The sequence below is a fragment of the Luteibacter sp. 3190 genome (genome assembly GCF_031456385.1).
Classification (GTDB): Bacteria; Pseudomonadota; Gammaproteobacteria; order Xanthomonadales; family Rhodanobacteraceae; genus Luteibacter.
On record NZ_JAVDUO010000006.1, the window covers coordinates 1 to 26,589 of the forward strand.

Sequence of the window (26,589 nt, forward strand, 5' to 3'; positions counted from 1 at the left end):
CGGGTCGGCGATTCGTATTCCACGTGCGCGGTCGAGATCGTGATGCCGCGCGCCTTCTCTTCCGGCGCCGCGTCGATCGAACCGTAGTCCTTGAATTCACCGCCGAAACGCTCGGCGCCGATCTTCGTCAGGGCAGCCGTGAGCGTGGTCTTGCCGTGATCGACGTGACCGATGGTGCCGACGTTGACGTGCGGCTTCTTACGTTCGAACTTACCCTTTGCCATGAGCGCTAAACTCCGCTGGAGCCAATGAGATAGTAAAAAAGGAACCGCCGCGGACGACGAAGATGGTGCTCATGACTGGAATCGAACCAGCGACCTCTTCCTTACCAAGGAAGTGCTCTACCGACTGAGCTACATGAGCACGTGACGCAGTGCGCGTAGAAACAATGGAGCGGGAGACGGGAATCGAACCCGCACAATCAGCTTGGAAGGCTGAAGTTCTACCATTGAACTACTCCCGCACCGCGCGGAACTCGTATGGTGGAGGAAGGTGGATTCGAACCACCGAAGGCGTAAGCCAGCAGATTTACAGTCTGCCCCCGTTGGCCGCTTGGGTATTCCTCCAACAAAGAACGCCTATTGTCGCGAGCGTCCTGGAACCTGTCAACAACTTCCGCACGTGGAAATCACGCGTGGCGACCGTTTCACAACGGTGTCGACGACCCGCCGGGACGGGTTCCGGTCGGGGGCCGCGAAGTGTAGCGACGACGCCCGACGAATGAAAGGCCTCCGTCGCAGGTAACGCTGTGGGAAGCGCGCTCGCGCGCGAACGGGTGCTTGCCGCGTCCCACAGGATGGCCTCTCCGGCTGATGGCTCAGGCCTCGCGCGTCGCCAGCACGAGCGGCTCCATGGCGCGCGACATCTCCATGAGCTTCAGCGCGTATTCCTGTAGCCGGACGTCGCGTTCCTCCACGGGCTTCCATGGCGGTACCGGCGTCGGCTTGCCGCCGTCCGGCTTGTCCAGCGCCACGAACACCATGACGCAGCTGGTCGCCAGGCGCTGCTCGCCGCTGCGCAGGTCGCGGGCGAGCACGTCCACGGACAGGTGCATGCTGGAGGTGCCCGTATGGATCAGCCGTGCCCTCACGGTGACCAGGTCGCCAATGAGGATCGGCGCCAGGAACTGGATGCCGCTGACCGACGCGGTGACGCAATAGGCGCCGCTCCAGCCCACCGCACAGGCGTAGCCGGCCTGGTCGATCCACTTCATCGCCATGCCGCCATGCACCTTGCCGCCGAAATTCACATCGGTCGGCTGGGCCAGGAAACGAAACTCGACTTCACGCTGGGTGCCGGGCATGCCCTTACCTTGCTGGGGGAAAGTCTCATTATGACGTTCCGGCGGCTTGCCGGGCTGCTCCGGCGGGCATAGATTCGGGTCATAGCCCACCGGAGCCACCCATGGTCCTTCGCAGCGTCGCAACGCGGCTCGCCCTGGGCGTCCTGCTGGGCTCGGCGATCGTGCTGATCGTGACCGGTGGCCTCATGCTCTCCCACACCCGCGAGCAGATGCTCGCGCAGACCGAGCAGGAGGCCTCCGCTGTCTCAGGCTGGGCCGCGACGCGCATCCAGGGCCGTCTCGACGCCGTCGCCCGCGTGGCGCGCGTCCTGGCTGGCGTCCTGAAGACGCGCCGCGACGAGGCCCCTGCCCTGATCCGCGACACCCTGGCCGTGAATCCCGAGATCGTGGACATCACGGCGGGCTTCATTCCCCACAACGGCGCCGCCCGGGAGGCCGACGCGGCGATGGCGCGCCGCGCGCCCGACGGCGCGCTGAGCATGGGCAGTCGCCTCGCCGATCCCGAAACCTACTGGACAGCCCCTTGGTTCGTCCGCGGCCTCAATTGCGAGCACGGCTGCTGGCAGTCGCCCTTCCACATGGCGGGACGCAACGACACGCTGGTCGGCTATTCGGTCGCCATCCCGGGTTCCACGACGTCGGTCGCCGGCGTGGCGGACGTCACGATCAGCCTCGGCTGGCTGCAGCAGCTGCTGGGCGAACTGAACAAGCCCGATCACGCCGCGGCGTTCGTGGTGGATGCCGACGGCATGTTCCTCGCCCACGACTGGACGTCCTACGTCGGCACGCGTGGCAGCAAGCCCTTCGTCGCCGCGCTGAAGGAACACCGCAACCCGGTCCGCATCACGCCGGAGATGGGCGGCCGGGTGAGCGAGCCGGTCTGGGTCTACCTGGTGCCGATCGCCGGCACCACCTGGACCGCCGGACTGACCATGCCGGAGCGCGAGGTGCTCGCCGACCTCCGCCGCACCTACTATGTCGACATCCTCCTGGGCCTGGTCGCCCTCGCCGGCGTCTCGCTGATCGCGCTGGTCATCACGCGACGGATGATGGCCCCGCTCGGCATCCTTTCCGATCGCGCGGAGGACGTGGCCCGGGGCGAACTCGACTTCGCGCTGCCCGACGTGCGCCGCAAGGACGAGGTCGGGCGCCTGACGCGCGCCTTCGACCAGATGCGCCGCCAGCTCGCGGGCCACATCGACAGCGCCAAGCAGCTCGCCCGCGAGCAGGAGCGCATGGCCAGCGAACTGGACATCGCCCGGCAGATCCAGCTCGCGCTGATTCCCGAGGCGCACTGGCTGGCGGACGACGGGCGCGTCGAACTGCACGCCGCCCTGCGCCCGGCGAGCGCGGTGGGCGGCGATCTCTACACCTACTTCGCGCTCGGCGCGAAGCACATCTGCGTGATGGTGGGCGACGTCTCCGACAAGGGCATCCCGGCCGCCCTGTTCATGGCGCGCACGATCACGCTGGCGCGCACGATCGCCACGCACGCGCGTTCGCCAAGCGACATCCTCGGCGCGCTGAACCGCGAGCTGTGCAAGGGCAACGACACGTGCATGTTCGTCACGCTGCTGTGCGGCGTGCTGGAAACCGAGACCGGCCTCCTCACGCTGGCCAGTGCCGGCCACGAGCAGCCGGTGCTGCACGCGGGCGGCAGCGCGCTGTTCGTGGACGTCGAAACGGGCCCCGCGCTCGGCCTCGACCGCGATGCGCGTTACCCTGTGCGCGTACTCACGTTGCTTGGGGGCGACACCGTGCTCATGTACACCGACGGCGTCAGCGAGGCGCACGCGGCCAACCAGAAGCTCTTCGGGTCGCACGCGATCCTCGACAGCGTCGCGCGCCTGCAGGATGGCGCGACGCCCGAGGCCTACGTGGAGCAGGTGCTCGGCGACGTCGACGCGTACGTCGCCGGCGCGCCGGCATACGACGACATCGCCTTGCTCGCCCTCACCTGGCACGACAGTCGCGTGACGGAGGTGCCGCTCGATGCGGTTGCGCATTCCTAACCGGCTCGAGGACGTCTTCCTCGCGCTGGACAGGGCCGAGGGAACGCTCGACCGCGCCGAGGTCGATCCGTCCTGCCGCGCGGACGTGCGCCTCGTGCTGGAAGAGCTGCTGGTCAACACCGTGCGCCACGGCTACCCCGACGGGCGCGAGGGAAGCATCGAGATCCTGCTCCGGGTGGAGACGGACGTGGTGCACCTCGAGCTCCGCGACGACGCGGTGCCCTTCGATCCGCTGCAATACGAAACACCCGAACTGCCCGGCGACATCGCGCACCGCGAGATCGGCGGCCTCGGCCTCCACCTCGCGCGCAGCATCGCCAGCGACTTCCACTATGCGCGCGATGCCGACGGCAACCGTGTCGTCATCCGCTTCGACCCTTCCGACGAGCCCGCCACATGACCCTCATCGTCCGCAGCGAAACCCCTTCGACCCACCGCACCGTCGTCTGGCTGGAGGGCCGCCTCGACGCGGCGAACTACGCGGCGCTCGACGAGGCGCTGCGTGACATCACGCCGCTGGTGGACAACGGCGGCACGCTGGTCGTCGACCTCTCCGCGCTCGAATACATCAGCAGCGCCGGCCTGCGCAGCCTGGCGCAGTTGCGCAAGAGCATGCACGACCGCGACGCCCGCACGCTGCTGCTGAACCCCCAGCCCCAGGTGAAGAAGGTCTTCGAGATCGTGAAGGCCGTGCCGATCGCCGAGGTATTCGCCACCGTGGCCGAACTCGACCAGTACCTCGACCACATGCAGCGCCAGGTCAGCGGCACCGGCTGAACGATCAGCGGCGGTTGTTCTCGACGAGGCCTGAGCGCAGGGTCTCGAGCTGGTCCTTCAGGCTGACGAGCGTGTCGACATCGCAACCGGTGGCGCAGAACACGTCCACCGGCACGTCGGCCGCCTTCTCGCGCATCGCGCTGCCCGCGTCGGTCAGCGTCACGATGACCTGCCGCTCATCCTCGGTGCCGCGCGTCCGCTCCACCAAGCCGGCGGCCTGCAGGCGCTTCAGCAGCGGGGTGAGCGTCGCGGAATCGAGGAACAGGCGCTCGCCCAGTTCCGACACCGTGATGCCGTCGCGCTCCCACAGCACCATCATCACCAGGTACTGCGGGTAGGTGATGTCCAGGTTCGCCAGCAGCTGGCGGTAGAGCTTGCCCATCGCCAGGTTCGCCGAATACAGGGCGAAGCACAGCTGCCCGTCGACCGTGCGGGGCACCTGGGTACCGGCGGGAATGGAGGGCTTGCTCATGCCCCCGGAATCTAGGGGCGAGGCAGTTCGATTGCAAGCGATTGAATTGCCCGCCAGTAGGCTGGAGCGGGACGGGCCGGGACGCCGATGGAACCTCGAGCTGGCAGGAACGACACGCCTCGCGAAAAGCTGTCGCGGCCGGGTCCGCTCCCACAGGGGCACTCCACGCTGCCCCTGAAAAAAACCCCGGCGGGGCCGGGGTTCGTCGTTACACGTTGAAGCGGAAGTGCAGGACGTCGCCTTCCTTGACGATGTAGTCCTTGCCTTCGAGACGGAGGCGGCCGGCTTCCTTGGCTCCCTGCTCACCGTTGAACTTGATGTAGTCGTCGTAGCCCACCGTTTCGGCGCGGATGAAGCCGCGCTCGAAATCCGTGTGAATGACGCCGGCGGCCTGCGGCGCCGTGGAACCGGCGCGGACCTGCCACGCACGGACTTCCTTCTCGCCGGCCGTGAAGTAGGTCTGCAGGCCGAGCAGCTTGTAGCCGGCGCGGATCACGCGGTTGAGGCCCGGCTCGTCGAGGCCGAGGTCCTTCAGGAATTCGTCGCGGTCGGCGTCGTCGAGCTGCGAGAGCTCTTCTTCGATCGCCGCGCAGACGGGCACGACTTCCGCGCCTTCCTCCACCGCGCGGGCGCGCACGGCGTCGAGGTGCGGATTGTTCTCGAAACCGTCTTCCGCGACGTTCGCGATGTACATCAGCGGCTTCATCGTGATGAGGAACATGTCCTTCACCAGCGCCTTCTCGTCGGCGTCGAGGCCGGCGGCGCGCGCGGACTTGCCCTGGTCGAGGGCGTCGCGCAGCTTCTCGAGCACCGGCTTCTTCGCCAGCGCGTCCTTGTCGTTCGCCTTCGCCGAGCGCGTCGCGCGGTCGAGCGCCTTCAGGACGGATTCGAGATCCGCGAGCGCCAGCTCGGTGTCGATCGTCTCGATGTCGGCGATTGGATCGACCTTGTTCGCGACGTGGATGACGTTCCCGTCTTCGAAGCAACGCACGACGTGCGCGATGGCGTCGGTCTCGCGGATGTGCGCGAGGAACTTGTTGCCCAGGCCCTCGCCCTTCGAGGCGCCGGCCACGAGGCCCGCGATGTCGACGAATTCCATCGTCGTCGGGATCACGCGCTGCGGCTTCACGATGGCCGAGAGCGCGTCGAGGCGCGGATCCGGCACCGGCACGATGCCCGTGTTCGGCTCGATCGTGCAGAACGGGAAGTTGGCGGCGGCGATGCCGGCCTTGGTCAGCGCGTTGAAGAGGGTGGACTTGCCGACGTTAGGCAGGCCGACGATGCCGCATTTGATGCCCATGGCGAATCTGTGTCCGATGAGATGTGGGAGTGGTCAGGCGACCGTGTGCAGGCGCTTCATGGCTTCCTCGAACTTGCCATCGAGCGCCAGCGGCAGCACGTCGAACGCGCGCCCGATGCCGTGCATGATGGCGTCCTCGTCGGCCGCGCTGGGACGTCCGAGCACCCAGGGGGTGACCTTGTCCTTGTGCCCCGGGTGGCCGATGCCGACCCGCAGGCGGTGGAACTTGCCGTGACCCAGGTGGGCCATGATGTCGCGCAGTCCGTTCTGGCCGCCGTGGCCGCCGTCGAACTTCATGCGGACGGTGCCGGGCGAGAGGTCCAGTTCGTCGTGGGCGACGAGGCACTCTTCCGGCGCGATCTTGTAGTAGCGCAGCGCCGAGGCGACGGCGATGCCGCTCTTGTTCATGAACGTCGCGGGCTTGAGCAGCCAGACCGTCTCGCCCCCGATGCGCAGCTTGCAGGTCTCGCCGTGCAGCTTGCCGTCGAAGGTCCAGCGCTCTCCCTGATCCATCGCCAGGGCGTCGACGCACCAGAACCCGGCGTTGTGCCGGGTCCTGACGTATTCGGCCCCGGGGTTACCGAGGCCGACGATAAGACGAAGTGTCGCCATTGCGAGAAGCGGAGCCGGCCCGCGGCGCGGAGGCGCGCGGGCCGGTGCCGATTACTTCTTCTCTTCGGTCGCGGCGGCGTCGCCACCTTCGGCGGCCGTCGGATCGACTTCTTCCTGGATCGCGGCCACGGTGACGACGGCGACGTCGTGCTCCTTGCCGAGGCCCAGTTCCGGGATTTCCACGCCGGCCGGCAGCTTGAGGTCGGACAGGTGGACGATGTCGCCGGCCTTCAGGTCGGCCAGGTCGAGTTCGATGAACTCCGGCAGGTTCTTCGGCAGGCACGAGACGGTCACTTCCGTCAGGTTGTGCGAGATCACCAGACCGGCGGTCTTGCCGGCCGGGGACTTCTCCTGGTTCAGGAAGTGCACCGGAACGGCGACGCGGACGGCCTCGTTCTCGTTAACGCGCTGGAAGTCCATGTGCAGCATGAGCTGCTTGAACGGGTGCTTCTGCCAGTCCTTGATCAGGACGCTCTGCTTCTTGCCGTCGACCGTCAGTTCGATGACCGACGAGTAGAACGACTCGAAACGCGAACCGAGCAGGATGTCGTTGTGAAGGACCTGGATCGCCTGCGGGGCTTCGCCCGCGCCGTACACGATAGCCGGCACGTAGCCCGCAATGCGAAGGCGGCGGCTCGCACCCTTCCCTTCGATCTTGCGGCTCGTGGCGGTGAGCTGATGATTGGTAGCCATGGTGTTGCCTCAAGTAAACCGCCTCGCGGCGGTGGGTAAAGGACTCCCCCGCGACCAGGGGAGCCCGAAAAAACGAAGATCAGTCGATGTAGAGCGAGCTCACCGATTCGCCGTAGGCGATGCGGCGGATCGTCTCCGCGAGCAGTTCCGCGACCGACAACTGACGGATTTTCGCACAGTTACGGGCGTTGTCGCGCAACGGCAGCGTATTGGTCACCACCAGCTGGTCGAGCTGGGAGTGCTCGATGTTGTCGATCGCGGCCCCCGAGAGCACCGGGTGGACGCAGTAGGCGACGACCTTGCGGGCGCCCTTTTCCTTCAGCGCGGCGGCCGCGGCGCAGAGCGTGCCGGCGGTATCCACGATGTCGTCGACCAGGACGCAGGTCTTGCCGTCCACGTCGCCGATGATGTTCATGACCGTGGCCACGTTCGCCTTCGGGCGGCGCTTGTCGATGATCGCGAGGTCGGCGTCGTCGAGGCGCTTGGCGAGCGCACGCGCACGCACCACGCCGCCGACGTCCGGGCTGACCACGATCAGGTCGTCCATGCTGTGGTGACGCCAGATGTCGGCCAGAAGCACCGGCGAGGCGTACACGTTGTCGACCGGGATGTCGAAGAAGCCCTGGATCTGGTCCGCGTGCAGGTCGATCGTGAGCACGCGGTCCGCGCCGGCCGTGGCGATCATCTTCGCCGCCAGCTTCGCCGTGATCGGCACGCGCGCCGAGCGCGGGCGACGATCCTGGCGGGCGTAGCCGAAGTACGGCATGACCGCCGTGACCGTGCCGGCCGAGGCGCGCTTGAGCGCGTCCACCAGCACCAGCAGGTCGAACAGGTTCTCCGCGCTGGGAGCGCCCGTCGGCTGGATCACGAAGACTTCCTGCTTGCGGACGTTCTCCTCGATCTCGATCTGGGCTTCGCCGTCGCTGAACCGGCCGATGAGGGCCTTGCCGAGCGGGATGCCCAGACGGGCGGCGACATCGTCGGCGAGCGCGCGGTGCGCGTTGCCGCTGAACAGCATCGGGGTGGACGTATCCACGGAGGAACTCCTGGCGTTTGGTGGGTTGGTGTTCGGCTCTGCCACCGCGGACGGTGGCTGGGGCGGCAGGATTCGAACCTGCGCATGCGGGAATCAAAATCCCGTGCCTTAACCAGCTTGGCGACGCCCCAACAATTCGTTCCGGCGAGCCGTGCGGCGCGCCCTCGCTTTGCCGCAGCCCGCGGCCCTACCCGACGTTACGACACGATTCCCTTCGCCCCGATCCGGTTCCGCGCGACGAGCAGCGGTGACGGATCGATGCCCGCGGCCACGTGGGCCGTGAAGCCCCCGGGACAGCGCGAAGCGACGCCGAGCGCCGCCTCGTGGGTTCTCGTTTCCAGGAAGACGCAGCCGCCGCTGCCGGACAACCGCGCATGACCGAAGCCACCCAGCCAGTCCAGCGCCGCTGCCACCCGCGGGTGCCTCGCGCGCACGACCGGCTCGAAGGCGTTTTCCGCCGAAGCCCCGGAAACAAAGGATGAAATTGTCGCCCGCGGGGCCTGGCGTGTCAATTCGGGCGCCGCGAAAAGCGCCGCCGTGGGGACGTGCTCCCGGGGGTCCACCACCACGTACCAGCGGCGCGGCAGGTGCATCGGGGTCAGCGCCTCGCCCACCCCCTCGGCCCAGGCGGAACGCCCGCGGACGAAGACCGGCACGTCGGCGCCGAGCGAGAGGCCGAGCGCGGCCAGCGCGTCCTCGTCGAGGCCCGTGTTCCATAGCGTGTTGAGACCGACGAGCACCGACGCGGCGTCGGAACTGCCGCCCCCCAGGCCGCCGCCCATCGGGATCCGCTTCGACACCTCGATCTCGGCGCCCATCGCGGTGCCGGTATGCGCCGCCAGGAGCCGGGCGGCCCGCACGGTCAGATCGGCCTCCTCGGGCACGCCGGGAACGGCCTTCGGACGCGTGATCGCGCCATCCGTCCGCACCCGCAGGCGGACCTCGTCGCCCCAGTCGAGCAGGCGGAAGACCGTCTGCAGTTCGTGGTAGCCGTCCTCGCGGCGGCCGACGATGCGCAGGAACAGGTTGAGCTTGGCCGGTGCCGGCCAGACGGTCCAGTCGCCTTCCGCCAGCGGTTCGAGCGGCCGGCTCATGAACACGCGGAGGTGGTCGGGGAAGCCGTTCTCGCGATCGCGCCGCAGCGCTCGCGCGAAGTCCGGCGCATGCTTGTCGACCACCGCGAAGCCATGCTTCGCGTAGAACGGCGCGTTCCAGGGAACGTCGGCCAGCGTGCCCAGGTCCACCCGGCGATACCCCGCCTCGCGGGCCCACGCGCAGGCGTGCTCGAGCAGCGCCGCGCCGATCCCCTTGCCGCCGAAGGCAGGCAGCACGTCGATCTCGGCGATCCCGATGGCGTGCTCGGCCCCGTCGGTGTCGAGGCACACGAAGCCGACCACGTCGCCGTCGACCACCGCCACCCAGACCATGCCGCGGGCGATCAGATCGCGCACCGTGTCGACGGGCAGCGACATGCCCGAGTAGGAAGGCCATGCCTCGTGCCCCCGGAAAAGCTCGACGGCCGCGCGCTCGATCGCGCAGAGGCGTTCGGCGTCGTCGTCGTGGGCGCGGGAGATGGTGAAATGCATGGCGGAGCCGCGTTACGGAAGCCGCGCAGTATAGCGGCGGCCCTCCGCGATCGATGACGGATAGGCCCCCGCGTAGGAGCGGACCTGGCCGCGATGGGTGCTTGCCGCAAGCACCCATCGCGGCCGGGTCCGCTCCTACGGGGCAATAAAGGTGGGGATCAGCGGCCGAACGACCAACTCTCGATCGACAGGCGGACCTTGTACGGCGGCCGTTCGGCGAAGACGCGCGAGGGCATCGCCGGCTGCCTGTCGGTGTCCCATTGCCGGTAGTCGACGGTCCAGCCGTCCTGCACGAGCCGCGACGGCAGGCGATCCGCGCCGAAGGCGATGTCGGCGGGGCCGGTATCCGCGCGCAGGCCGAGCACCCAGCGTTTCAGTTCGGCGAGCGGAATCTGCCAGCCCACGGTCTGCGCCATGAGCGTCTCGGCGTCGGGGCCGCGGCGCGTCCCGCCATCGAGGCCTTCCAGTTCGGCGCCCGCGGGCCCGCCCGTCAGGCGGAACGTGCGGCCGGTGACGGGACCGCGCACGACGAACTCGTAGCGATCGCCGTCCTGGCGCCAGCTCAGGCTGCCCGACCCGGAATCCTTGTCGCTCGCCACCGAAAGGCGGCCTTCGAGCGTCCAGTGATCGGTATCGGCGAGCGAGCGCTCGCGTTCTTCCTGCAGCCCAAGCGTCACCGCGTCGCCGGGCTGGCGCACCGGCGGGCGCGTGGTGGCGCAGGCGGCGAGGAAGAGGATCGACAGCGCGGCGAGAACACGGATCGGATGCGGCATTCGCGAAAGGGGCGCCATCAGGGTTTCAGTTTCCGCTCGGTCTTTTCGAGCGACGCGTTCCTGGGGTCGATGCGGCGGACCTCGTTGAGCAGCTTGCGCGCCTCGTCGTGACGGCCGCGGCTCCACAGCACTTCGGCGAGATGCACGCCGATGTCGCCATCCTTGCGCTGCGCCCAGGCGCCGCGCAGGGTGGCTTCCGCCTGATCGAGCCGGCCCTGGCGGAATTGCAGCCAGCCCCAGGAGTCGGCCACGGACGGATCGTCGGGACGCGCGGCGCGCGCCGCCTGGATCAGCGCCTGGGCCTCGCCGAGGTCGCGGTCGTTGTCGGCCAGCGTGTAGCCGAGCGCGTTGCTCGCCTCGATGTCGCCGGGCTTCAGCTCGAGCACCTTGCGGAAGTCGCTCACGGCGCGGTCCACCTGACCCGCCTCGGCGTAGGCGAGACCGCGGCCGTAGAGCATGTCGGTGTCGTCCGGCTTCACACGCAGCGCCTTGTCGTAGGCCGCGGCGGCCGCGTCGAAGTGGCGCCCGTCCATGTTCAGTTCGCCTTCGAGGGCGTAGGCCTGGCGCAGCTGCTCCGGCCGGTCGGCGTAGGTGGTCTGCAGTTCCGCCACGATCTCCTGCGCGTCGTCGTCCTTGCCCTGTTGATGCAGCACCACGGCACTGCGGACGGAGGCATCGAAGATATGCGGGTCGTCGTCGCCCACGGCGGCGTACCAGTCCAGCGCGTCCTCCTGCTTGCCCAGCAGCTCGGCGAGCTGCCCCAGCACGAAGGCGTTCTCTTCCTGCACCGCGTCGGGGCGGCGGCGGATCTCCTGATACAGGCGGCCGACCGCGGCCTTGTCGCCGGCGCGCGCGGCGAGGCTCATGCGCAGGGCGTAGGTATCCGGGTTCTGCGTCCCCGTGGCGAGGAGGGTGCCGGCAGTCTTGAGATCGCCGTCCTGAATCAGCAGCGTGGCGTAGGCGAGGCGCAGGCGCGGGTTCTTCGGGTCCTTCGCGACCGCCTTCGCGAAGAGCTTGCGGGCGCCGGCCTTGTCGCCGGCGCGATAGGCCTGCTGGCCAGCCCACGCGTAGGTCGTGCCGTCATGGAACTTCGCCAGCGCGGCCTCGCCGATGCGCTTCGCATAGTCGTGCCGGCCGAGGTTCTCGCCCAGTTCGCTCATGGCGAGCCAGGCCGTGGCGTCGTCGGGCAGGCGCTGCGGGGTGGCGATGCGCTCGAGCAGCACGCCGGCCTGCGCCGCGTCGCGGGCGCCGACGACGATCCGGCCGAACTCGCGCCAGGCATCCGGGCTACCGGAGGCGACGAGGATCTCCAGCTGCCGCTGGGCTTCGTTGGTGTCGCCACGGTCCAGCGCCATCCGGGCGCGGCCGCTCGCCAGGTCGGCGGGCGTGGCGCCCAGCGCGGCCCAGCGGTCGAGCGCCTTGCCGGCGGCCGCCTGATCGTGGACGGCGAGGGCCAGCTCGACCGCGCGCGAGGCGACTTTCGGGTCGTCGCCGATCGCCGCGGCCTTGCCGTAGGCGTCCGAGGCGGTCTTGAGATCGTTGGACGCCAGCGCGAAGTCGCCGGCCATCAGCTGCGCCTGCAGGTCGCGCTCGGGCGGGACGATGGCCACGTGCAGCCGGTCGAGCGGCTGGACGCCGGTCCGGACGGCCTGCGGGGCCTCGCCCGGCGAGGGGCCATGGCCCGTGGTGGCGCAGCCGGCCAGGACGACGCCGAGGGCGCCGGAAATCACAAGATGCCGCACTCGCTTGAACTTGGACCGACCGGTCAGCACACTACTCTCCGTCATCTGGAGGACACATCCGGACAATCCCCGGCCCTCCTGTCAGCGCACAATGCGCCCTTAGCTTAGCCGACGCCACTCAAGCCGACCTCAGAGTCATGCCACTCATCGCCCTCGGGCTCAATCACCTCACGGCGCCGGTCAGCCTGCGCGAGCAGGTGGCCTTCGACGCCGCGGTGACACCCGAGGCGCTCGGCGACCTCACCCGGCAACCCGGGGTCGAGGAGGCGATGATCCTTTCCACGTGCAACCGCACCGAGCTGTACTGCAGCGTGGCGGAAGGATTCGAGGGCACGCCCGGCCAGTGGCTGTCGCGCCAGCACCGATTGACCCCGCAACGCCTCGACGAGTTCCTCTACCGTCACGACGAACACGACGCCGTCAGGCACATGTTCCGCGTCGCGACGGGGCTGGACTCGATGGTGCTGGGCGAGCCGCAGATCCTGGGCCAGGTGAAGGACGCCTACCAGCACGCGCGCTCGGCGCAGAGCCTGCGCGCCCCCATGGAGCGGCTCCTGCAGCACACCTTCGCGGTGGCCAAGCGCGTGCGGACCGATACCCGCATCGGCGCCCACACGGTGTCCGTCGCCTACACCGCCGTGCGCCTGGCCGAGCAGGTGTTCACCGACCTGCGCCAGGCCTGCGTGCTGCTGATCGGCGCCGGCGAGACCATCGAACTGGCCGCGCGCCACCTCGCCGACAAGAACGTGCGCCGGCTCATCGTCGCCAACCGCACCCTCGAGAACGCCCAGGAGCTGGCCGGCCGCTACGCCGGCTACGCGATCTCGCTGGCCGACCTGCCCCGCCACCTCGCGGAGGCCGACATCGTCATCACGTCGACGGCGTCGCGCCTGCCGGTGGTGACGCGCGCGATGGTCGCCGACGCCATCGCCGCGCGCCGGCGTCGCCCCATGTTCATGGTGGACATCGCCGTGCCGCGCGACATCGAGCCCGAGGTGGCGACGCTGGACGACGTCTACCTCTACGGCATCGACGACCTGCGCCAGGTGATCGACGAGAACCGCCGCTCGCGGGAGCTGGCCGCCCGCGAGGCCGACGCGATCATCGATCTCCAGGTCGAACGCTACATGGCCTGGCGCCGCGCCCTCACCCTCCGGAATCCGGCGGTGGACATGCGCGCGGCGGCCGAGGCGCAGCGCGACGAGGTCCTCGCCCGGGCCCAGGCCATGCTGGGCAAGGGCCGTCCGGCCGAGGAAGCCCTCGCATTCCTCGCCAACACGCTGACCAACAAGCTCCTGCACACCCCCAGCGCGCGGCTGCGCGACGCCGCCATGGCGGGCGACCTCGACCTCCTCCACGCGGCCGGCCGCCTGTACGGACTGGACCCGGACGACGACGTTTCCGCATGATGTACGGCTTGGGACTCGCCCAGAGCCGGACCTCACGCACCGCATGACCCCCTCGATCCGCCGCAAACTCGAAGCCCTCGCCGAACGTCACGAGGAGATCGGCCTGCTGCTCGCGCAGCCGGACGTGCTCGCCGACGGCCAGCGCTTCCGCGATCTGTCGCGCGAATACGCGCAGCTCGAACCCGTCGCCCTGTCGCTGAAGGATCACGACGAGGCCGAGCGCGAACTGGCCGAAACGCGGGCGATGCTCGACGATCCCGAGATGCGCGACATGGCCGCCGACGACATCGCGCGGATCGAGGCGCACCTCGCGCGACTGGACGGCGAGCTACAGGTGCTGCTCCTGCCGAAGGATCCGCGCGACGAGGGCAACCTGTTCCTGGAAGTGCGCGCGGGCACCGGCGGCGACGAAGCCGCCATCTTCGCGGGCGATCTGTTCCGCATGTACGCGCGCTACGCCGAACGCCAGCGCTGGCACGTGGAAATCCTCAGCGCGAGCGACGGCGAGCACGGCGGCTACAAGGAAATCGTCGCCCGCATCGAGGGCCGCGGCGCGTACTCGAAGCTGAAGTTCGAGTCCGGCACGCACCGCGTGCAGCGCGTGCCGGAGACCGAATCGCAGGGGCGCATCCACACGTCCGCCGCCACCGTGGCCATCCTGCCCGAGCAGGACGAAGTCGGCGACATCGAACTGCGCGACGCCGACCTGAAGGTCGACACCTTCCGCGCCTCGGGCGCGGGCGGCCAGCACGTCAACAAGACCGACTCCGCGATCCGCATCACGCACCTGCCCACGGGCACGGTGGTCGAATGCCAGGACGAACGCAGCCAGCACAAGAACCGCGCCCGGGCCATGAGCCTGCTCAAGGCGCGACTTCTGGATGCCGAGCGTAGCAAGCAGAGCGCGGCCCAGGCCGAATCGCGCCGCCTGCAGGTCGGCTCCGGCGACCGCAGCCAGCGCATCCGCACGTACAACTTCCCGCAGGGCCGCATCACCGACCACCGCGTCAACCTCACCCTGTACCGCCTGACCGAAGTCATGCAGGGCGACCTCGACGAGCTGATCGACACCCTCACCCGCGAGAACCAGGCCGACGAGCTGCAGACGCTCACCGCGGGCGGTTGACCGTCCTGCGAGCACCCATCGCCGATACGATCGGCTCCCCCCTTCGGTAGTCATGCTGCTACCCGAGGGTGGTGTCGGCGGTCCGGTGTCGCGTCGAGGCTGACGACACCGTGACGCTCACTGAGGCACAGTTCGCGGACCACACGGGAGGCATCCGGCATGGGCAAGAAAAAGAAGTACGAAAAAGCGCTCGAGGAACTCCAGGTCGAGCTCGTCGGCCTGACGCGCTGGCTCAGGCACACCGGCAAGCGCATGGTCGTCGTCTTCGAAGGCCGCGACGCAGCCGGCAAGGGCGGCACCATCAAGGCGATCACGGACAAGCTCGACACGCGCGCCGCGCGCGTCGTGGCGCTCTCCAAGCCCACGCCGACCGAAGACACGCAGTGGTATTTCCAGCGTTACGTCGCGGAGCTGCCGGCGGCGGGTGAACTCGTGCTGTTCGACCGCAGCTGGTACAACCGCGCCGTCGTCGAACCCGCCATGGGCTTCTGCACCGAGGAGCAGTACGACCGCTTCATGAAGGCCTGCCCCGTCTTCGAGAAGATGCTCGTCGACGACGGCATCATCCTGCTGAAGTACTGGCTCTCGGTCGATCAGAAGGAACAGGAAGAGCGCTTCGCCGAACGCGCGGCGGATCCGCTCAAGCGCTGGAAGCTCTCGCCCGTCGACATCAAGGCGCGCGACAAGTACGCCGAGATCGGCGACCTGCGCGACGCCATGATCCAGCACACGGACACCGAGGACGCCCCGTGGTTCGTCGCCGACTTCAACGACCAGAAGACCGGCCGGCTGAACCTCATCCGCCACCTGCTCGACCGCATTCCCGACAAGCTGACGCCGGACAAACCCTTCGACCTGCCGCCCCTCGCCGGCAAGCCGAAGAAGGACAAGGTCACCGCGAAGGCACAACGGGTGCCCGAGGTCTACTGATCGCCACGATCGCCCGCTGAATCGAGCATCTTCACCAGGGTCAGCAGCTCGTCGCGCGGTGCGTCGGCGAGCTGCCGGATGGAGATCTCCGACCATTCCGCGATGCCTTGCGCGTTCGGTCGGGCGACGAGAGCCGAAGGGCTTTCGTCGCGGAGGGGCCCGTAGGATGGAAGCACGGGAAGTTCGAGCGCGTTTTCCGCTGCCACCGACGCACCGTACGCGGCCAACGATGCCGTCGACGCCCACCCCCTCCAGGCGCGCTCCGCGTCACTCATGCCCGCCGAAATCCGGGCATCGCCCAGATAACTCAGCGCCTCGTGCCAGGGTCCACGGCGCTTTTCGTCCATCGAAGAGGCAAGTTCGTAAACGCTGGTTCTGAAGGATGTGTCGCGCTCGCTCATCGTCATGGAGGCCAGGTGCCGCTCGACCGAAGTGAACGCTCCCGAGTCGTCGAATGCGATCTGCGAGAGGGTCATTCTGTCGAGCGACTCGAACGGATTGGCCGCCGACACATCGGCGTGGATCTTCGCGCCACCGTAATAGATCACCGATACGCAGTTGCTCGCTTGCCTGGCGAGCGTCAGCCTGTCGCTGGACCCGTCGCGAGGGACCTCGTCGAAGACATCCGCGCGGATGCCCTCCGCGCGGATCTGGCTACCGATCGACGCGACGAAGTCACTGAACGTCGCTGCCGCCGCCTCGGGATCAACGATACGCCCCCGCCCCACCGACGCAAGCGCCAGACCGACGCGGGACAGCGAAAGACCGCCACCCGCGGGGTCCGCGCGCCCTGCCGCCTCTTGCTTCGCGAGCATGTCGGTGTAAGGTGCGCCATTGACGATGCGCACCGTATCTCCCGCCCGCATCTCCCTGTCGATCGACAGGCAATCTGCACGAACAAGTTCCATGTGCCCTCCTTGCGCGAATGCCGCGGCAACGAGCCGCGACGCGGTTGAATGCGGTTACTGCGAAATCATGAAGGTGACTTCGTAGTCGTAAGGGGGTGACCATGGATGGAACACGTTCACCCAGCAGAAAGGGCTGAGGACTTGTCCGTAACCGGCACCGTTGCCGGCATAAACGGGACCCGTGGACGTCACTTCATGACCAGCCTGAAACAGGCAGCCACCGGGTACCTGTCCGCTCGCAAAGTCGGCACTGACGCTGCTACTGAAGCTGCCCATCCAGAGCGTGACGGTCTCGGTGCGCCATGGATCGATCACATGAGGAAGGCCGTACGTCGACGAGACGTTTGTGATTGGCTTGGCCGTGTTGTTCGTGATGTTCACTTTGACGTTCATCGCAGAGGCGGGCAATGCGAAGGCGCACCAAAGCACTGACAGCACTGCGGCTTTTGCGGGACCTGCCCGACCTCGCCGCGACACATGAGTCCTCAGGGCAACTTCGCCCGACAACACCAGCGGCTGCCGCCCGCGATCTTCGGGCGCAAACTCGTTACCATCGATCAATCGTGTCATGCCATTTCCTCCCGTGAGCGAACAAGCCGCATCGAATGCGACGGCGCTACCTGTTCGCATCTGAACGATTCGCCGTAGAAGGGCATCGGCACGTCGACGGAAGGGTTTTGGCGGCGGTCGACGAAAACGGTGTAGGTATCAGCACAGGGTGGCGAGCGATTTTTCCCGCTCTGCTTCAGCGATCAAGAAGGCCCATCAGACACGGTCCTCGCCGTCCGCGACTAGCGCCCATCCTTTACGAAAGAGAATCTCGCCCCCAAAGTGGCTGTCGGAGTACTCGCGCACGATAGACGGCCGATCCTCGAGCGAGCGCCACACCGGTACTGCCTGGCAGATAAGCGACTGCACATCGCCGAGCTCGGCCAACCGGAAAGCAGTACAGTGCTTGGGATCCGGCTCGGTTCCGAACCATTCGCGATCCAACCACCCGAACGAAACGACTTCGATGTTGTAGTCGTTGTCGTTCGCCAGAAACGATCTTCCGAACTCGCCGAAGAAAACCCTCCCATTAAGCTCTACAGAAAATATCGTGATGGGTGGCTCATCGCGCCCCTTACTTCCGCCTGCATAGCGCACCCGACCTCCCGGGAAGTCGATCCAATCAAATGTGCCGCTGTACTGACTCATGGCCATGCTCCTACTTCCCAGGTTTGTTCCTTTGAATCCCGTCAAGCGCTATTCGCCACTGGACCGTTCCACTTATGGGCTTCTCAAAAATCATTCGAATCATGTCATCTGCTCGATCGCTGCAACGTCATGCGCGGATAGTCCCTACCTTGCCGCTTTAGACGATGCCTCCAGTCTTAGCAAACGACCTAGCTGAGAGCCGCCGAGCGACAGCCCTGATTTCGTCGACAGATCGAGCTTTTGCAATCTGTTCGAATTCCCTTTCGTATACGCTCATGAGGAGGCGCCCTGCTCCTGCAGCAATGCCCACCCCTCGCGGAATGACACCTCGCCCATGAAATGGGACTGAGGCGACTCAATCAAAAACGACGGTTTCGAGTCATCCTCATAAGCGCTCCAGACATGAACCGCCTGTAAGACCAGCGCCTGGGCGACTCCCAGTTCGCGCATCGTAAACAATGAGCAGGCACCAGGCCGTGGCGTCCAGTCGTCGTCGATGACCCCGACACTCGTCCATCCAAACGAAACAACCTCAACATTGAAGTCGCGCCGGTTTGCCAGGAAGTCTCGCTTGATGATGCCAAGGTCGATCTTGCCGTTGATATCTGCAGCAAACAGCTCAACCGGAATGAAATCTCGACCGCGCGCACCTCCGCCCTCCCGCAGATACCTGATCCGGTCTGAAGGAAAGTTGATCCATTCAAACGTCTTATCTTTGTAGCCCACGATTTGATCCTTACCGATGGTGAGAAGGGCCGTCGTGCTCCGACGGCTTGTTCCACACGCCTCCGCGGTCGCGAGGAAGTGTTAGCGATCGGGCTCGGATGTTCCGATCATTTTCGTCCGTGAAACCGCTCAGGGAGCGTTACACGATCTGCCTCGATGCCAGACGTACTAGCGGGCCAAGAGGACCTGGGCGAACGCTCTCGTATGGCTGTTCGAATGTCCCTGGGGTGTCGGCTGCCCGGACGCATTCAATTCGCGCTCCAGCCCAGCGGAAGCGTCCTCATCAGCCTTGATCAGCGCCCAACCGTCGCGAAAAAAAATGTCACCGATGAAATGGGATCGGCTTGACTCACGTAGGACGAAGGGTCTTTGCGCGAGCTTGCGCCACGCCGGCACTACTCGACCAATGAGCTTCTGCACATCAAGCAGCTCATTAGCCGTGAACGCCGCACACTGCCTGGGATCCGGCTCGGTGCCGAACCAATCTCCTTTCGGCCATCCAAACGAAACGATCTCGACGTTGTAGTTGTTCCTATCGGGAAGGAACAGTTGCCTGATCTCGCCGTAATAGGTATGGCCGTAGATATCAACGGCGAACGTGTCGATATGCGGCTCATCTCTTCCTTTACTACCTCCCGCATAGCGCACCCGACCTTGCGGAAAATCGATCCAATCGAATGTGTCGCTGTACTCGCCCATGATGCTGCTCCTTGTTCGTGGGGTGGTGTTTTCGAATCCGGCCGAACGCTCTCGCAAACCGACCCGTGCCATTCATCAGGCTAGAAACTGAGTCGAATCATGTCAGATGCCTGACCGGTGCAAGAGCCTGAAAGATCGGTGCGCCACTCCGATCCATGCGCAACAATTGGTTGCATAGCATGACACCTCCGTGTGGCTATTCGGGTAAATGCTCACCCATTGAGACTTGTCGTAGCGAGCCTCTGCATCTTAGGCAATGGCGAGCGTTCGCGAATCGCGAAGATTCTGAAAAGTGACACGCATGACGCGGCGGCGCGCCTTGTGACTGATGGTCCCGCGAGCACCCATCGCGGCCAGGTCCGCTCCAACGCACCTTGCGACGAAAGCGTCTGTCCGACGTGCTGCCTCGGTGATCGGAGAGGTGCCGGGCTGTGCCCCTCAGAGCGAGTTCGGTCGCCTGCGACCGCATGTCTGAGCGCTGAGGGGCACAGCCCGGCGCCTCCACGCCAGACGACACGGTATGCGACGCACGCGCGGTGGCGACACCGAGCCTAAGTCGTGTCCGCTCCCTCAAGACCCACCAGACGCGCGCCGCGGCGCAGGCGACCGATGCCCGCTCTGCATACGCCGTGGGGTGAGCGCCCATCGCGGCCAGGTCCGCTCCAACGCACCTTGCGACGAAAGCGTCTGTCCGACGTGCTGCTTCGGTGATCGGAGAGGTGCCGGGCTGTGCCCCTCGGAGCGAGTTCGGTCGCCTGCGACCGCATGTCTGAGCGCTGAGGGGCACAGCCCGGCGCCTCCACGCCGGGCGACATGGTGTGCGACGCAAGCGCGATGGGGAACGCCGAGCCTACGTCGTGTCCGCTCCCTTCAGACCCATCAGACGCGCGCTGCGGCGCAGGCGACAGATGCCCGCTCTGCATACGCCGTGGGGCGAGCACCCATCGCGGCCAGGTCCGCTCCTACCAGGCGCCTCGCGGCGCAAGCGTCTGTCCGACGTGCTGCCTCGGTGACCGGAGAGGTGCCGGGCTGTGCCCCTCGGAGCGAGTTCGGTCGCTTGCGACCGCATGTCCGAGCGCCGAGGGGCACGGCCCGGCGCCTCCGCGCCCGGCGACATGATGTGCAACACCAACGCGATGGCGACGCCGAGCCCGTCGAGGCGACCGGAGGGGGCTTACGAATGCGTGACCGTGTGGCGACGGGGATGCACGGGGCGACGCGGCAGGCGCCCGTTGCGCGAGAGGCGCAGCCATTGCTGGAGGGCGAGCAGGCCTCCGGCCGATTCGATCATCGCGGCGGGGACCCACATGATGACGCCGCCGATGAGCTGCCCGGTGAGCACGTTCATCGTGAACGCGCGGCCGCAGATTTCGAAGATCGGATAGAGATCGGTCTTCGAGAAGGTGACGATGGCGCCGGCGACGATCTGCGGCGTCATCGTGATCGCGGGCGACAGGACGCGCCAGCCCGGGGCCATGCGTCCCGGTGGCTTGGGCCGGTGATCGAGGACGATCCACCAGTAGGCCAGGCCCGAGATCATCATCGACCAGTTCATGAGTCGATACAGACGCCAGTCGAGCATCGCCAGCGTCTGCATGTCGGGGATGAGCCAGACGAGGATCAATGCGACGAACGACGCCGTGACGAACGCGGGGTTGAGCGCGACGGCCGAGAACGCCCGCCAGGCGAGCGAGTGTCCCGTGCGGCGCAGGCGGACGCGCCACGCCAGGGGAAGGCCAGCGCGCAGCACGCTGCCCGGATACGCCGCGACGATCAGCAACGGCGCAAGGTGATGCAGCAGCACCTGCTGGATGCGGTGCATGAAGAATTCATGCTCCGCGTAATAGTCGAAGTACGTATGCAGCGCGACGTACACGATCGTCATGCCGACCCAGAACGCCGCCTGCCTGGCTGGCGGCACGCGGAGGCGCCGCGCGCCGCGCACGTAGAGCCAGGCCGCGCCGACGAAGAGGACGAGGAACACCCAGGAGAACTCCCAGGGCACGATCCACTTCATCGCGACGGACGGCACAGTCAGAGCACGCGCCGGCTTCGGCGTGTCCGCCGCCAGCCGTAGATCAGGCCGATGATCGCCACCAGGCCCGGCACCAGCACGATGTTGATGAACTTCAGTCGCAGGCCCAGCGCGTCGATCTCCGCGTTGAGCTGGTGCTGCACGTCGCGCAGCTCCTTGCCGATGGCGAGCTTGCGCTGCAGGTACTGCTCGACCTCGCGACGCTGTTCCGCCGTGGCGGTCGAGGGGCCCGTGCCATTCTTCGTGGGCTGCAGTTCCGCGAGGCGGCGCTGCGTGTCGTAGAGCTCGTTCTCCAGCTCGCGCTTCTTGACGAGGAACTTGCGGTCCGCCGCCGCCTGCAACGAGCGCACGCGCGTGAATGGCCGCTGCGAGTTCACGCGACCGCGGATCGAAAGGAGTGCGGTGGATCCACCGAGGTTGTCGACGATGTTGGCCACGAAGTCGCCGTTGTTCGCGAACGGCGTCATCTGCTGCTGACCGAGCAGCGGCTGCACGTCGATCCAGAGGCGATCGGAGAGCAGATCGGTGTCCGCGATCAGCACGACCTCGCCGGGGGCCGCGGCCTGGTCGAGATGGCCCTTTTCGCGGCGCTCGGGGAACGCCGTGCGGAACGTGTCGCGCAGGCGACCCGCGATGACGTAACGCTCGTGCGTGGGCTCGTAGTTCTCCAGAAGCGTCGACGGATCGCCCGTCGCGTCGCGCACGCGCTGCGCCGGGACGACGGCCGCCTCGTCGGAGGTCTGCACCAGCGGCGTGAAGCGCGCCTTCGTGTCCTGCGCGAGTTCGAAGAAGCCCGCGGTCGAGAAGTTCACGCGCTGCAGGCTTGCCGTGACCACGTCGTCGTGGTTGAGGTCCTGCGCGCCGAGGCCGAGCATCGCCGGGTGGGCCACGGTGTTGCCGTTGAGCTCGATTGTCAGCGCCTGCGAGCGGTCGAGAACCACCTTGGTCGGGTCGTACAGCACGCCCCACGTTTCGAACAGGCGGCGCAGGTCGGAGTCGTGGTCGTCCACGATGCCGCGCGAGTCGATCAGCGGCGCGTTGTCCATCTCCGCGTCGGGATCGACGAACACGACGAGGTGCCCGCCGCGCAGCACGTACTGGTCGATCGCGTACTGGGCATCTTCCGTCAGGTGCTTCGGGTGGATCAGCAGCACGACCTTCAGCGCGTCGTCGATGTGCTTGAGGCTCGCGGGGTCCAGCGTGGTCACGTCGGCGAGCTGGTCGAGCTGGCGCACCACGCCCCAGGCCGGCTCGCCGATCACGAGGTTGCCTTCCACCGGCAGCGTGCTGATGACGCCGAGGCGCGGCTTGGTCGGCATGCCGAGCTCGTAGAGCAGCTTCGCGATGTCGTATTCGACGAAGGGCTCGCGGGCCGGGTCGAAGAACGGGATCGACTGAGGCGGCACGTCGCCCGAGCCATCCATGCCGACCAGCCCGAAGAACACGCGCTCGCCGTTGCTGCCGCCGCTGGCCGGCGAAAGACCATAGCTCTCGGCGGCGTCCTCGTCGTCGGAATACGGCACGGGATCGATGACCCTGAAGCGCACGCGGCCATGGGCGCGCACGGCGATCTCGCGCAGCATCTCGTGCACGCGCTGCTCGTAACTGCGGATCTGCGGCAGGTCGCGCGTCGCATGGTCCGAGAAATAAAGGGTCAGCGTCAGCGGCTTCCGCAGGCTGTCTACGATCTGCTGGGTGCCCGGCGTCAGGGTGTAGATGCGGTCCTCGGTGAGGTCGACGCGCGCGGTGCGCAGCGACATCGAACTGAAGGCGATCGTCACGAGGAACAGCACCGCGATGCCGAGCAGCGCGAGCCGGAGCCGGAAGGAGCGCGTCACATGCAGGTGTCGCATCGTCAGCGCGTCCGCTTCAGGTCGAGCACGATGACGCTGGCGCCAAGCCAGGCGACGATCGTTGCGAAGAAATAGACCAGGTCGCGCAGGTCGAGCACGCCGCGTGCGATCGCGTTGGCGTGACGCGAAATGCTCAGCTGGCCCAGCGCGCCGATCAGCCGCGGCGGGAGCGAATCCTGGAAGAAGTCGACGACCTGCGGCTGGCCCACGAGCAGGAGCAGGAAGCACACCGCCGCGGTCAGGATGAACGCGACGATCTGGCTACGCGTGGACGCCGACATGCAGGTGCCGATCGCGATGAACGCGCCGGCCATCAGCCAGCTGCCGACGTAGCCCGCGAGGATGACGCCGTTGTCCGGATCGCCGAGGTAGTTGACCGTGATCCAGATGGGAAACGTCAGCACGAGGCAGATGCCGATGAACGCCCAGGCGGCGAGGAACTTGCCGAGCACCGCCTGCGCGATCGACGCCGGCAGGGAGAACAGCAGTTCGAGCGTGCCGGAGGCGCGTTCCTCCGCCCACATCGGCATCGTCACCGCGGGCACCAGCACGAGGTACAGCCAAGGGTGCATGTCGAAGAAGGGCTGCAGGTCGGCGAGGCCGCGGTCGTAGAAATCGCCCGCGTAGAACGTGAGCAGGCCCGCGAGCACGAGGAAGATCACCATGAAGACGTACGCCACCGGGGTGACGAAGTAGCTCCACAGTTCGCGCCGGGCGATCGCCGAGACCGCCGTCATGCCTGTGCCCCGCGCGGCTGCGTCGTGATCTGCCGGAACACCTCGTCGAGGCGTCCCTGCTCCAGCTGGATCTCCGATACCTGGAGGTTCTGCGTGCGCAGCAGCGCCTGGACATCCTCGAGGATCGGCAGGCCGGGCCGCGGGAACACGGTCACGCGACCGTCGAGCGGATCGACCTCCACCATCGCGACGTTGGGAATGCGCGCCAGCATCTCGCGAGACACGCCGCTGCCCTGCGCGCTGAACGAGACCGCGCCGTGGTAGCGCGAACGCGCCTCGAGCTCCGCCGGGGTCGCATCCGCGAGCAGCTTGCCGTTGGCGATGATCGCCACGCGATTGCACAAGGCGTGCACCTCTTCGAGCAGATGGGTGGAGATCAGGATCGTGCGCTCACGCGCCATGGCGTCGATCAGCATGCGGACCGAATGCTTCTGGTTCGGATCGAGGCCGTCGGTCGGCTCGTCGAGCATGAGCACCGGCGGGTCGTGGAGGATCGCCTGCGCCAGGCCCACGCGGCGGCGCAGGCCCTTGGACAGCGTGCCGATCGTCTGCTCGAGCACCTCTTCGAGTTCGAGGCGCGAGACCACCTCGTCGAAGCGGCGGAAGGCCACGTCGCGCTCGAGGCCGCGAACGCGGATCATGAAGACGAGGAACTCGCGGATCGTCATCTCGCCGTAGCTGGGCGCGCCTTCGGGCAGGTAGCCGAGTGCGCGCTTGGCGGCGAGCGGCTCCTTGCGGATGTCGTGGCCGCAGACGCGCGCCGTGCCGGACGTCGGCGTGAGGAATCCGGCGATCATGCGCATCGCCGTGGACTTCCCCGCGCCGTTGGGACCCAGCAGCCCCAGCACCTGCCCCGGCTCGGCGCGCAGGCTCAGCGAATCGACCGCGGTGAGCGGGCCATAGCAGCGGGTCAGTCGGTCGGCTTCGATCATTGCCGCGAGTGTAACGGGTACGAGGTGTGCTGCGTTCCACCCGGGTCGGGCCGTCGCGATCGCAAAAAAAAACCCCGCCGTCGCCGGCGGGGTTTCTGTGTCTCGCGAGGCGCGGCGCTTACTGCGCGGCGGTGCCCGCCGGTGCCGGGGCGGTACCGGCCGGGGCCGGTGCCGTGCCCGCGGCGGCCGGGGCCGTCGAGGAACCGGCCGGAGCCGACTCTTCAAGACCCGGCTGCTTCATGCCGGCTTCCTGCTCCGGGGTCTGGTCCGGAATGTTGTCGCCCTGCAGCGGGAGGTAGATCTCGAACTTCTGCTCGTCGTAGCCCTCGATCGTGCCCTTGTTGTTCACCGGCGCCTTCACCTGGATGTCGTAGGCGCGGTAGGTCACGTCGTCGTACTTGTAGCCGTGGGTCTGCGAGTACGCGGTCAGCATCTGGCGGGTCTGCGGGAGACCGGCGCCCGTGCCGTTCCACTCGGCCTTCAGCGCCTTGCCACCGAAGGCCAGGACGGCCTTGACGTTGCCGTCGACGATGACGCGGCCGAACTTGTCCTTGCTGCCCGGAGCGGCACCGGCATCGGCGGCGGCCGGCGCGGCGGCGGTCGAAGCCTCGGCCGGAGCGGCGGCGTCGAGCGCCGGACGCTGGGCGGCGGTGAGCTCGACGTCCTGGCCGTTGATCTTCAGCGTGGTCGCGTCGATCTCGGCGGCGACGTCGAACGTGTAGTTCTGGTCACCCCAGTTCGTGGTGAAGGTGATGCGCGGACCGACCACGTTCACGCCGAGCTTCTTGGCGGCGGCCTGGATCTCGGCCATCGCCTTGTCCGACGCGGTGTCGACGTCGTCGAGCGTGCGCGGCGCGGTGGTGGAGACCAGCAGGACCGGCTTGGCCGGGGTTTCGACGATCGACGGAACCATCTTGCTGTAGTCGATGTTGGGAATCGACGCCATCAGGTTCTGCAGGTTCGACAGGCTGAACTGGATCAGCGCGTCGGGATCGCCGTGGATGTAGAGGTTCGAGAAGCGGTTGATCAGGTTGAAGCCGTACGAGACGTCGTAGGCCCAGTTCACCTTCACGAGCTTCTGGCTGCGGCCGGTGCGCTCGAGCTTGATCGTGAACTTCTTGTCGTCACCGCGCCAGGCGTTGTCGACGTTCCAGACGATCGTGCCCTTGCCGGCATCGGTGACCTGGGCGAAGTTCGGGTCGATCGAGGCGATCTCGAGCGAGCCGTCGCCGACCTTCTCGTCAGCGGCCTTCCAGGAGATCTTGGAGCCGACGCCATAGGCCTTGCCCGACAGCTCGAACTGCACCTTCGGATCGAAGGAGCGCAGGACGGTGTAGTCGGGGAAACGACGGAAGTTGCTGAAAACGTCGTAAACCTGGCGCAAGTCCTTGCTGATCAGCATTTCGCGCTCGACATGTCCGGTCGAGGGCATGGCCACGCCGACCACGACACCGAGTACGGCGACGATGACGAGGGCGACAATAAATTCTAACAGACGCGTCATTCCACGGTTCTCCGAACGTCTCACGAACGGGCTCCACGCACGGCATGGACGCCGGGTGGTCACCCCTGAAGAATCGGCCCGTGGCAGGGGTTCGCCCGCGCCGAAAGAGCCGATGGTACTTGCTCGCGGCGGGGAACGCCATTGGGTTGCCTGCCCTTTTTCGCAACCCGGCACAAGCGGGTTTTCGGCCGGTGTGACAGGGCTCCCGGCCGATCCTGCCGCAATCG

General features: G+C 67.1%; 26 protein-coding genes and 4 tRNA genes. 6 read left to right on the plus strand and 24 right to left on the minus strand.

Annotated features, from left to right (window positions below; genetic code table 11):
- The 5 genes from J2X58_RS18075 to J2X58_RS18095 form a co-directional block, all read right to left on the minus strand.
- Positions 1 to 224 (minus strand): GTP-binding protein (locus J2X58_RS18075; RefSeq protein ID WP_255364620.1); only part of this gene is annotated, 224 nt, incomplete at its 3' end.
- Between the two features lie 63 nt (positions 225 to 287).
- Positions 288 to 363: transfer RNA gene (locus J2X58_RS18080), tRNA-Thr, on the minus strand.
- Positions 364 to 389: 26 nt separating this feature from the next.
- Positions 390 to 463: transfer RNA gene (locus tag J2X58_RS18085), tRNA-Gly, on the minus strand.
- 17 nt (positions 464 to 480) lie between these two features.
- Positions 481 to 566: transfer RNA gene (locus J2X58_RS18090), tRNA-Tyr, on the minus strand.
- A 251-nt stretch (positions 567 to 817) separates the two neighbouring features.
- Positions 818 to 1,303 (minus strand): acyl-CoA thioesterase, encoded by a 486-nt coding sequence (locus J2X58_RS18095; RefSeq protein WP_090055000.1) that lies wholly within the window; start codon positions 1,301 to 1,303, stop codon positions 818 to 820.
- A 101-nt stretch (positions 1,304 to 1,404) separates the two neighbouring features.
- On the opposite strand from J2X58_RS18095, the gene J2X58_RS18100 reads away from it, so the two are divergent.
- Genes J2X58_RS18100 through J2X58_RS18110 form a run of 3 tightly spaced genes read left to right on the plus strand, consistent with a single transcriptional unit; the run spans position 1,405 to position 4,092 of the window.
- Positions 1,405 to 3,315: a SpoIIE family protein phosphatase gene (locus tag J2X58_RS18100; RefSeq protein WP_310050124.1), complete on the plus strand. Its 1,911-nt coding sequence runs from the start codon at positions 1,405 to 1,407 to the stop codon at positions 3,313 to 3,315.
- A complete protein-coding gene (locus J2X58_RS18105) occupies positions 3,296 to 3,715 on the plus strand; it encodes an ATP-binding protein (RefSeq protein WP_310050126.1) in 420 nt (139 codons plus the stop codon). The genes J2X58_RS18100 and J2X58_RS18105 overlap by 20 nt, the downstream gene beginning before the upstream one ends.
- Positions 3,712 to 4,092, plus strand: a complete 381-nt coding sequence (locus J2X58_RS18110) for an STAS domain-containing protein (RefSeq protein ID WP_090055002.1) — start codon at positions 3,712 to 3,714, stop codon at positions 4,090 to 4,092. The genes J2X58_RS18105 and J2X58_RS18110 overlap by 4 nt, the downstream gene beginning before the upstream one ends.
- A 4-nt stretch (positions 4,093 to 4,096) precedes the next feature.
- Here J2X58_RS18110 and J2X58_RS18115 read toward each other — a convergent pair whose 3' ends face one another.
- The 9 genes from J2X58_RS18115 to J2X58_RS18155 all read right to left on the minus strand — a co-directional run bounded on the left by J2X58_RS18115 (position 4,097) and on the right by J2X58_RS18155 (position 12,351).
- Entirely contained in the window at positions 4,097 to 4,564 is a 468-nt protein-coding gene (locus tag J2X58_RS18115) for a MarR family transcriptional regulator (RefSeq protein ID WP_310050129.1), read from the minus strand.
- Between the two features lie 208 nt (positions 4,565 to 4,772).
- Positions 4,773 to 5,864 (minus strand): redox-regulated ATPase YchF, encoded by a 1,092-nt coding sequence (ychF, locus tag J2X58_RS18120; RefSeq protein WP_090055005.1) that lies wholly within the window; start codon positions 5,862 to 5,864, stop codon positions 4,773 to 4,775.
- A gap of 33 nt (positions 5,865 to 5,897) precedes the next feature.
- Positions 5,898 to 6,476 carry an aminoacyl-tRNA hydrolase gene (gene pth, locus J2X58_RS18125; RefSeq protein ID WP_090055007.1) on the minus strand — a complete coding sequence of 193 codons (579 nt, stop codon included), beginning with the start codon at positions 6,474 to 6,476 and terminating at the stop codon, positions 5,898 to 5,900.
- A gap of 51 nt (positions 6,477 to 6,527) precedes the next feature.
- On the minus strand, positions 6,528 to 7,169 hold the full coding sequence (locus J2X58_RS18130; protein ID WP_090055008.1) for a 50S ribosomal protein L25/general stress protein Ctc: 642 nt from the start codon (positions 7,167 to 7,169) through the stop codon (positions 6,528 to 6,530).
- A gap of 79 nt (positions 7,170 to 7,248) precedes the next feature.
- Positions 7,249 to 8,187, minus strand: a complete 939-nt coding sequence (locus tag J2X58_RS18135) for a ribose-phosphate diphosphokinase (RefSeq protein ID WP_090055010.1) — start codon at positions 8,185 to 8,187, stop codon at positions 7,249 to 7,251.
- 72 nt (positions 8,188 to 8,259) lie between these two features.
- A tRNA-Gln gene (locus J2X58_RS18140) sits at positions 8,260 to 8,336 on the minus strand.
- 66 nt (positions 8,337 to 8,402) lie between these two features.
- Positions 8,403 to 9,791 carry a 4-(cytidine 5'-diphospho)-2-C-methyl-D-erythritol kinase gene (gene ispE, locus J2X58_RS18145; RefSeq protein WP_310050133.1) on the minus strand — a complete coding sequence of 463 codons (1,389 nt, stop codon included), beginning with the start codon at positions 9,789 to 9,791 and terminating at the stop codon, positions 8,403 to 8,405.
- Positions 9,792 to 9,949: 158 nt separating this feature from the next.
- On the minus strand, positions 9,950 to 10,582 hold the full coding sequence (lolB, locus tag J2X58_RS18150) for a lipoprotein insertase outer membrane protein LolB (RefSeq protein WP_254779188.1): 633 nt from the start codon (positions 10,580 to 10,582) through the stop codon (positions 9,950 to 9,952).
- On the minus strand, positions 10,582 to 12,351 hold the full coding sequence (locus J2X58_RS18155; RefSeq protein WP_310050135.1) for a tetratricopeptide repeat protein: 1,770 nt from the start codon (positions 12,349 to 12,351) through the stop codon (positions 10,582 to 10,584). The genes lolB and J2X58_RS18155 overlap by 1 nt, the downstream gene beginning before the upstream one ends.
- Positions 12,352 to 12,443: 92 nt before the next feature.
- On the opposite strand from J2X58_RS18155, the gene hemA reads away from it, so the two are divergent.
- From hemA to ppk2, 3 genes are all read left to right on the plus strand, one after another.
- The gene (gene hemA, locus J2X58_RS18160; RefSeq protein WP_090055016.1) at positions 12,444 to 13,715 is read left to right on the plus strand and encodes a glutamyl-tRNA reductase; all 1,272 of its coding nucleotides are present in this window, start codon (positions 12,444 to 12,446) and stop codon (positions 13,713 to 13,715) included.
- 43 nt (positions 13,716 to 13,758) lie between these two features.
- Positions 13,759 to 14,841, plus strand: coding sequence for a peptide chain release factor 1 (gene prfA / locus J2X58_RS18165; protein ID WP_090055017.1), 1,083 nt, complete (start codon positions 13,759 to 13,761; stop codon positions 14,839 to 14,841).
- A 159-nt stretch (positions 14,842 to 15,000) separates the two neighbouring features.
- Positions 15,001 to 15,771 carry a polyphosphate kinase 2 gene (ppk2, locus tag J2X58_RS18170; RefSeq protein WP_310050139.1) on the plus strand — a complete coding sequence of 257 codons (771 nt, stop codon included), beginning with the start codon at positions 15,001 to 15,003 and terminating at the stop codon, positions 15,769 to 15,771.
- On the opposite strand, the gene J2X58_RS18175 is transcribed toward ppk2, so the two are convergent.
- The 10 genes from J2X58_RS18175 to J2X58_RS18220 form a co-directional block, all read right to left on the minus strand.
- Positions 15,765 to 16,679 (minus strand): hypothetical protein, encoded by a 915-nt coding sequence (locus tag J2X58_RS18175; protein ID WP_310050141.1) that lies wholly within the window; start codon positions 16,677 to 16,679, stop codon positions 15,765 to 15,767. The genes ppk2 and J2X58_RS18175 overlap by 7 nt on opposite strands.
- Positions 16,680 to 16,733: 54 nt before the next feature.
- Entirely contained in the window at positions 16,734 to 17,249 is a 516-nt protein-coding gene (locus tag J2X58_RS18180) for a hypothetical protein (RefSeq protein WP_310050143.1), read from the minus strand.
- 195 nt (positions 17,250 to 17,444) lie between these two features.
- The gene (locus J2X58_RS18185) at positions 17,445 to 17,876 is read right to left on the minus strand and encodes a hypothetical protein (protein ID WP_310050145.1); all 432 of its coding nucleotides are present in this window, start codon (positions 17,874 to 17,876) and stop codon (positions 17,445 to 17,447) included.
- A 273-nt stretch (positions 17,877 to 18,149) separates the two neighbouring features.
- Positions 18,150 to 18,602 carry a hypothetical protein gene (locus J2X58_RS18190; RefSeq protein ID WP_310050148.1) on the minus strand — a complete coding sequence of 151 codons (453 nt, stop codon included), beginning with the start codon at positions 18,600 to 18,602 and terminating at the stop codon, positions 18,150 to 18,152.
- Between the two features lie 168 nt (positions 18,603 to 18,770).
- A complete protein-coding gene (locus J2X58_RS18195) occupies positions 18,771 to 19,301 on the minus strand; it encodes a hypothetical protein (protein WP_310050150.1) in 531 nt (176 codons plus the stop codon).
- Positions 19,302 to 20,475: 1,174 nt separating this feature from the next.
- Positions 20,476 to 21,333, minus strand: coding sequence for a cytochrome c oxidase assembly protein (locus tag J2X58_RS18200; protein WP_310050152.1), 858 nt, complete (start codon positions 21,331 to 21,333; stop codon positions 20,476 to 20,478).
- A 2-nt stretch (positions 21,334 to 21,335) separates the two neighbouring features.
- Entirely contained in the window at positions 21,336 to 23,189 is a 1,854-nt protein-coding gene (locus J2X58_RS18205; protein ID WP_090180906.1) for a Gldg family protein, read from the minus strand.
- A gap of 2 nt (positions 23,190 to 23,191) precedes the next feature.
- Positions 23,192 to 23,926, minus strand: coding sequence for an ABC transporter permease subunit (locus J2X58_RS18210; RefSeq protein WP_090180908.1), 735 nt, complete (start codon positions 23,924 to 23,926; stop codon positions 23,192 to 23,194).
- Positions 23,923 to 24,858 carry an ABC transporter ATP-binding protein gene (locus J2X58_RS18215; RefSeq protein ID WP_090180910.1) on the minus strand — a complete coding sequence of 312 codons (936 nt, stop codon included), beginning with the start codon at positions 24,856 to 24,858 and terminating at the stop codon, positions 23,923 to 23,925. The genes J2X58_RS18210 and J2X58_RS18215 overlap by 4 nt, the downstream gene beginning before the upstream one ends.
- Before the next feature lie 118 nt (positions 24,859 to 24,976).
- Positions 24,977 to 26,362: a polyketide cyclase gene (locus tag J2X58_RS18220; RefSeq protein ID WP_090055034.1), complete on the minus strand. Its 1,386-nt coding sequence runs from the start codon at positions 26,360 to 26,362 to the stop codon at positions 24,977 to 24,979.
- Between the last annotated feature and the right edge of the window lie 227 nt (positions 26,363 to 26,589).

Bases quoted from the DNA above. Each gene is read 5' to 3' on its own strand.
- J2X58_RS18185 (WP_310050145.1), bottom strand. From the start codon at position 17,876: ATGAGTCAGTACAGCGGCACATTTGATTGGATCGACTTCCCGGGAGGT.
- J2X58_RS18100 (WP_310050124.1), top strand. From the start codon at position 1,405: ATGGTCCTTCGCAGCGTCGCAACGCGGCTCGCCCTGGGCGTCCTGCTG.
- J2X58_RS18155 (WP_310050135.1), bottom strand. From the start codon at position 12,351: ATGACGGAGAGTAGTGTGCTGACCGGTCGGTCCAAGTTCAAGCGAGTG.
- J2X58_RS18215 (WP_090180910.1), bottom strand. From the start codon at position 24,858: ATGATCGAAGCCGACCGACTGACCCGCTGCTATGGCCCGCTCACCGCG.
- J2X58_RS18210 (WP_090180908.1), bottom strand. From the start codon at position 23,926: ATGACGGCGGTCTCGGCGATCGCCCGGCGCGAACTGTGGAGCTACTTC.
- pth (WP_090055007.1), bottom strand. From the start codon at position 6,476: ATGGCGACACTTCGTCTTATCGTCGGCCTCGGTAACCCCGGGGCCGAA.
- ppk2 (WP_310050139.1), top strand. From the start codon at position 15,001: ATGGGCAAGAAAAAGAAGTACGAAAAAGCGCTCGAGGAACTCCAGGTC.
- J2X58_RS18205 (WP_090180906.1), bottom strand. From the start codon at position 23,189: ATGCGACACCTGCATGTGACGCGCTCCTTCCGGCTCCGGCTCGCGCTG.
- J2X58_RS18220 (WP_090055034.1), bottom strand. From the start codon at position 26,362: ATGACGCGTCTGTTAGAATTTATTGTCGCCCTCGTCATCGTCGCCGTA.
- ychF (WP_090055005.1), bottom strand. From the start codon at position 5,864: ATGGGCATCAAATGCGGCATCGTCGGCCTGCCTAACGTCGGCAAGTCC.
- ispE (WP_310050133.1), bottom strand. From the start codon at position 9,791: ATGCATTTCACCATCTCCCGCGCCCACGACGACGACGCCGAACGCCTC.
- J2X58_RS18130 (WP_090055008.1), bottom strand. From the start codon at position 7,169: ATGGCTACCAATCATCAGCTCACCGCCACGAGCCGCAAGATCGAAGGG.
- J2X58_RS18110 (WP_090055002.1), top strand. From the start codon at position 3,712: ATGACCCTCATCGTCCGCAGCGAAACCCCTTCGACCCACCGCACCGTC.
- prfA (WP_090055017.1), top strand. From the start codon at position 13,759: ATGACCCCCTCGATCCGCCGCAAACTCGAAGCCCTCGCCGAACGTCAC.
- J2X58_RS18175 (WP_310050141.1), bottom strand. From the start codon at position 16,679: ATGGAACTTGTTCGTGCAGATTGCCTGTCGATCGACAGGGAGATGCGG.
- lolB (WP_254779188.1), bottom strand. From the start codon at position 10,582: ATGGCGCCCCTTTCGCGAATGCCGCATCCGATCCGTGTTCTCGCCGCG.
- J2X58_RS18105 (WP_310050126.1), top strand. From the start codon at position 3,296: ATGCGGTTGCGCATTCCTAACCGGCTCGAGGACGTCTTCCTCGCGCTG.
- J2X58_RS18195 (WP_310050150.1), bottom strand. From the start codon at position 19,301: ATGGGCGAGTACAGCGACACATTCGATTGGATCGATTTTCCGCAAGGT.
- J2X58_RS18180 (WP_310050143.1), bottom strand. From the start codon at position 17,249: ATGACACGATTGATCGATGGTAACGAGTTTGCGCCCGAAGATCGCGGG.
- J2X58_RS18115 (WP_310050129.1), bottom strand. From the start codon at position 4,564: ATGAGCAAGCCCTCCATTCCCGCCGGTACCCAGGTGCCCCGCACGGTC.
- J2X58_RS18095 (WP_090055000.1), bottom strand. From the start codon at position 1,303: ATGCCCGGCACCCAGCGTGAAGTCGAGTTTCGTTTCCTGGCCCAGCCG.
- hemA (WP_090055016.1), top strand. From the start codon at position 12,444: ATGCCACTCATCGCCCTCGGGCTCAATCACCTCACGGCGCCGGTCAGC.
- J2X58_RS18135 (WP_090055010.1), bottom strand. From the start codon at position 8,187: ATGCTGTTCAGCGGCAACGCGCACCGCGCGCTCGCCGACGATGTCGCC.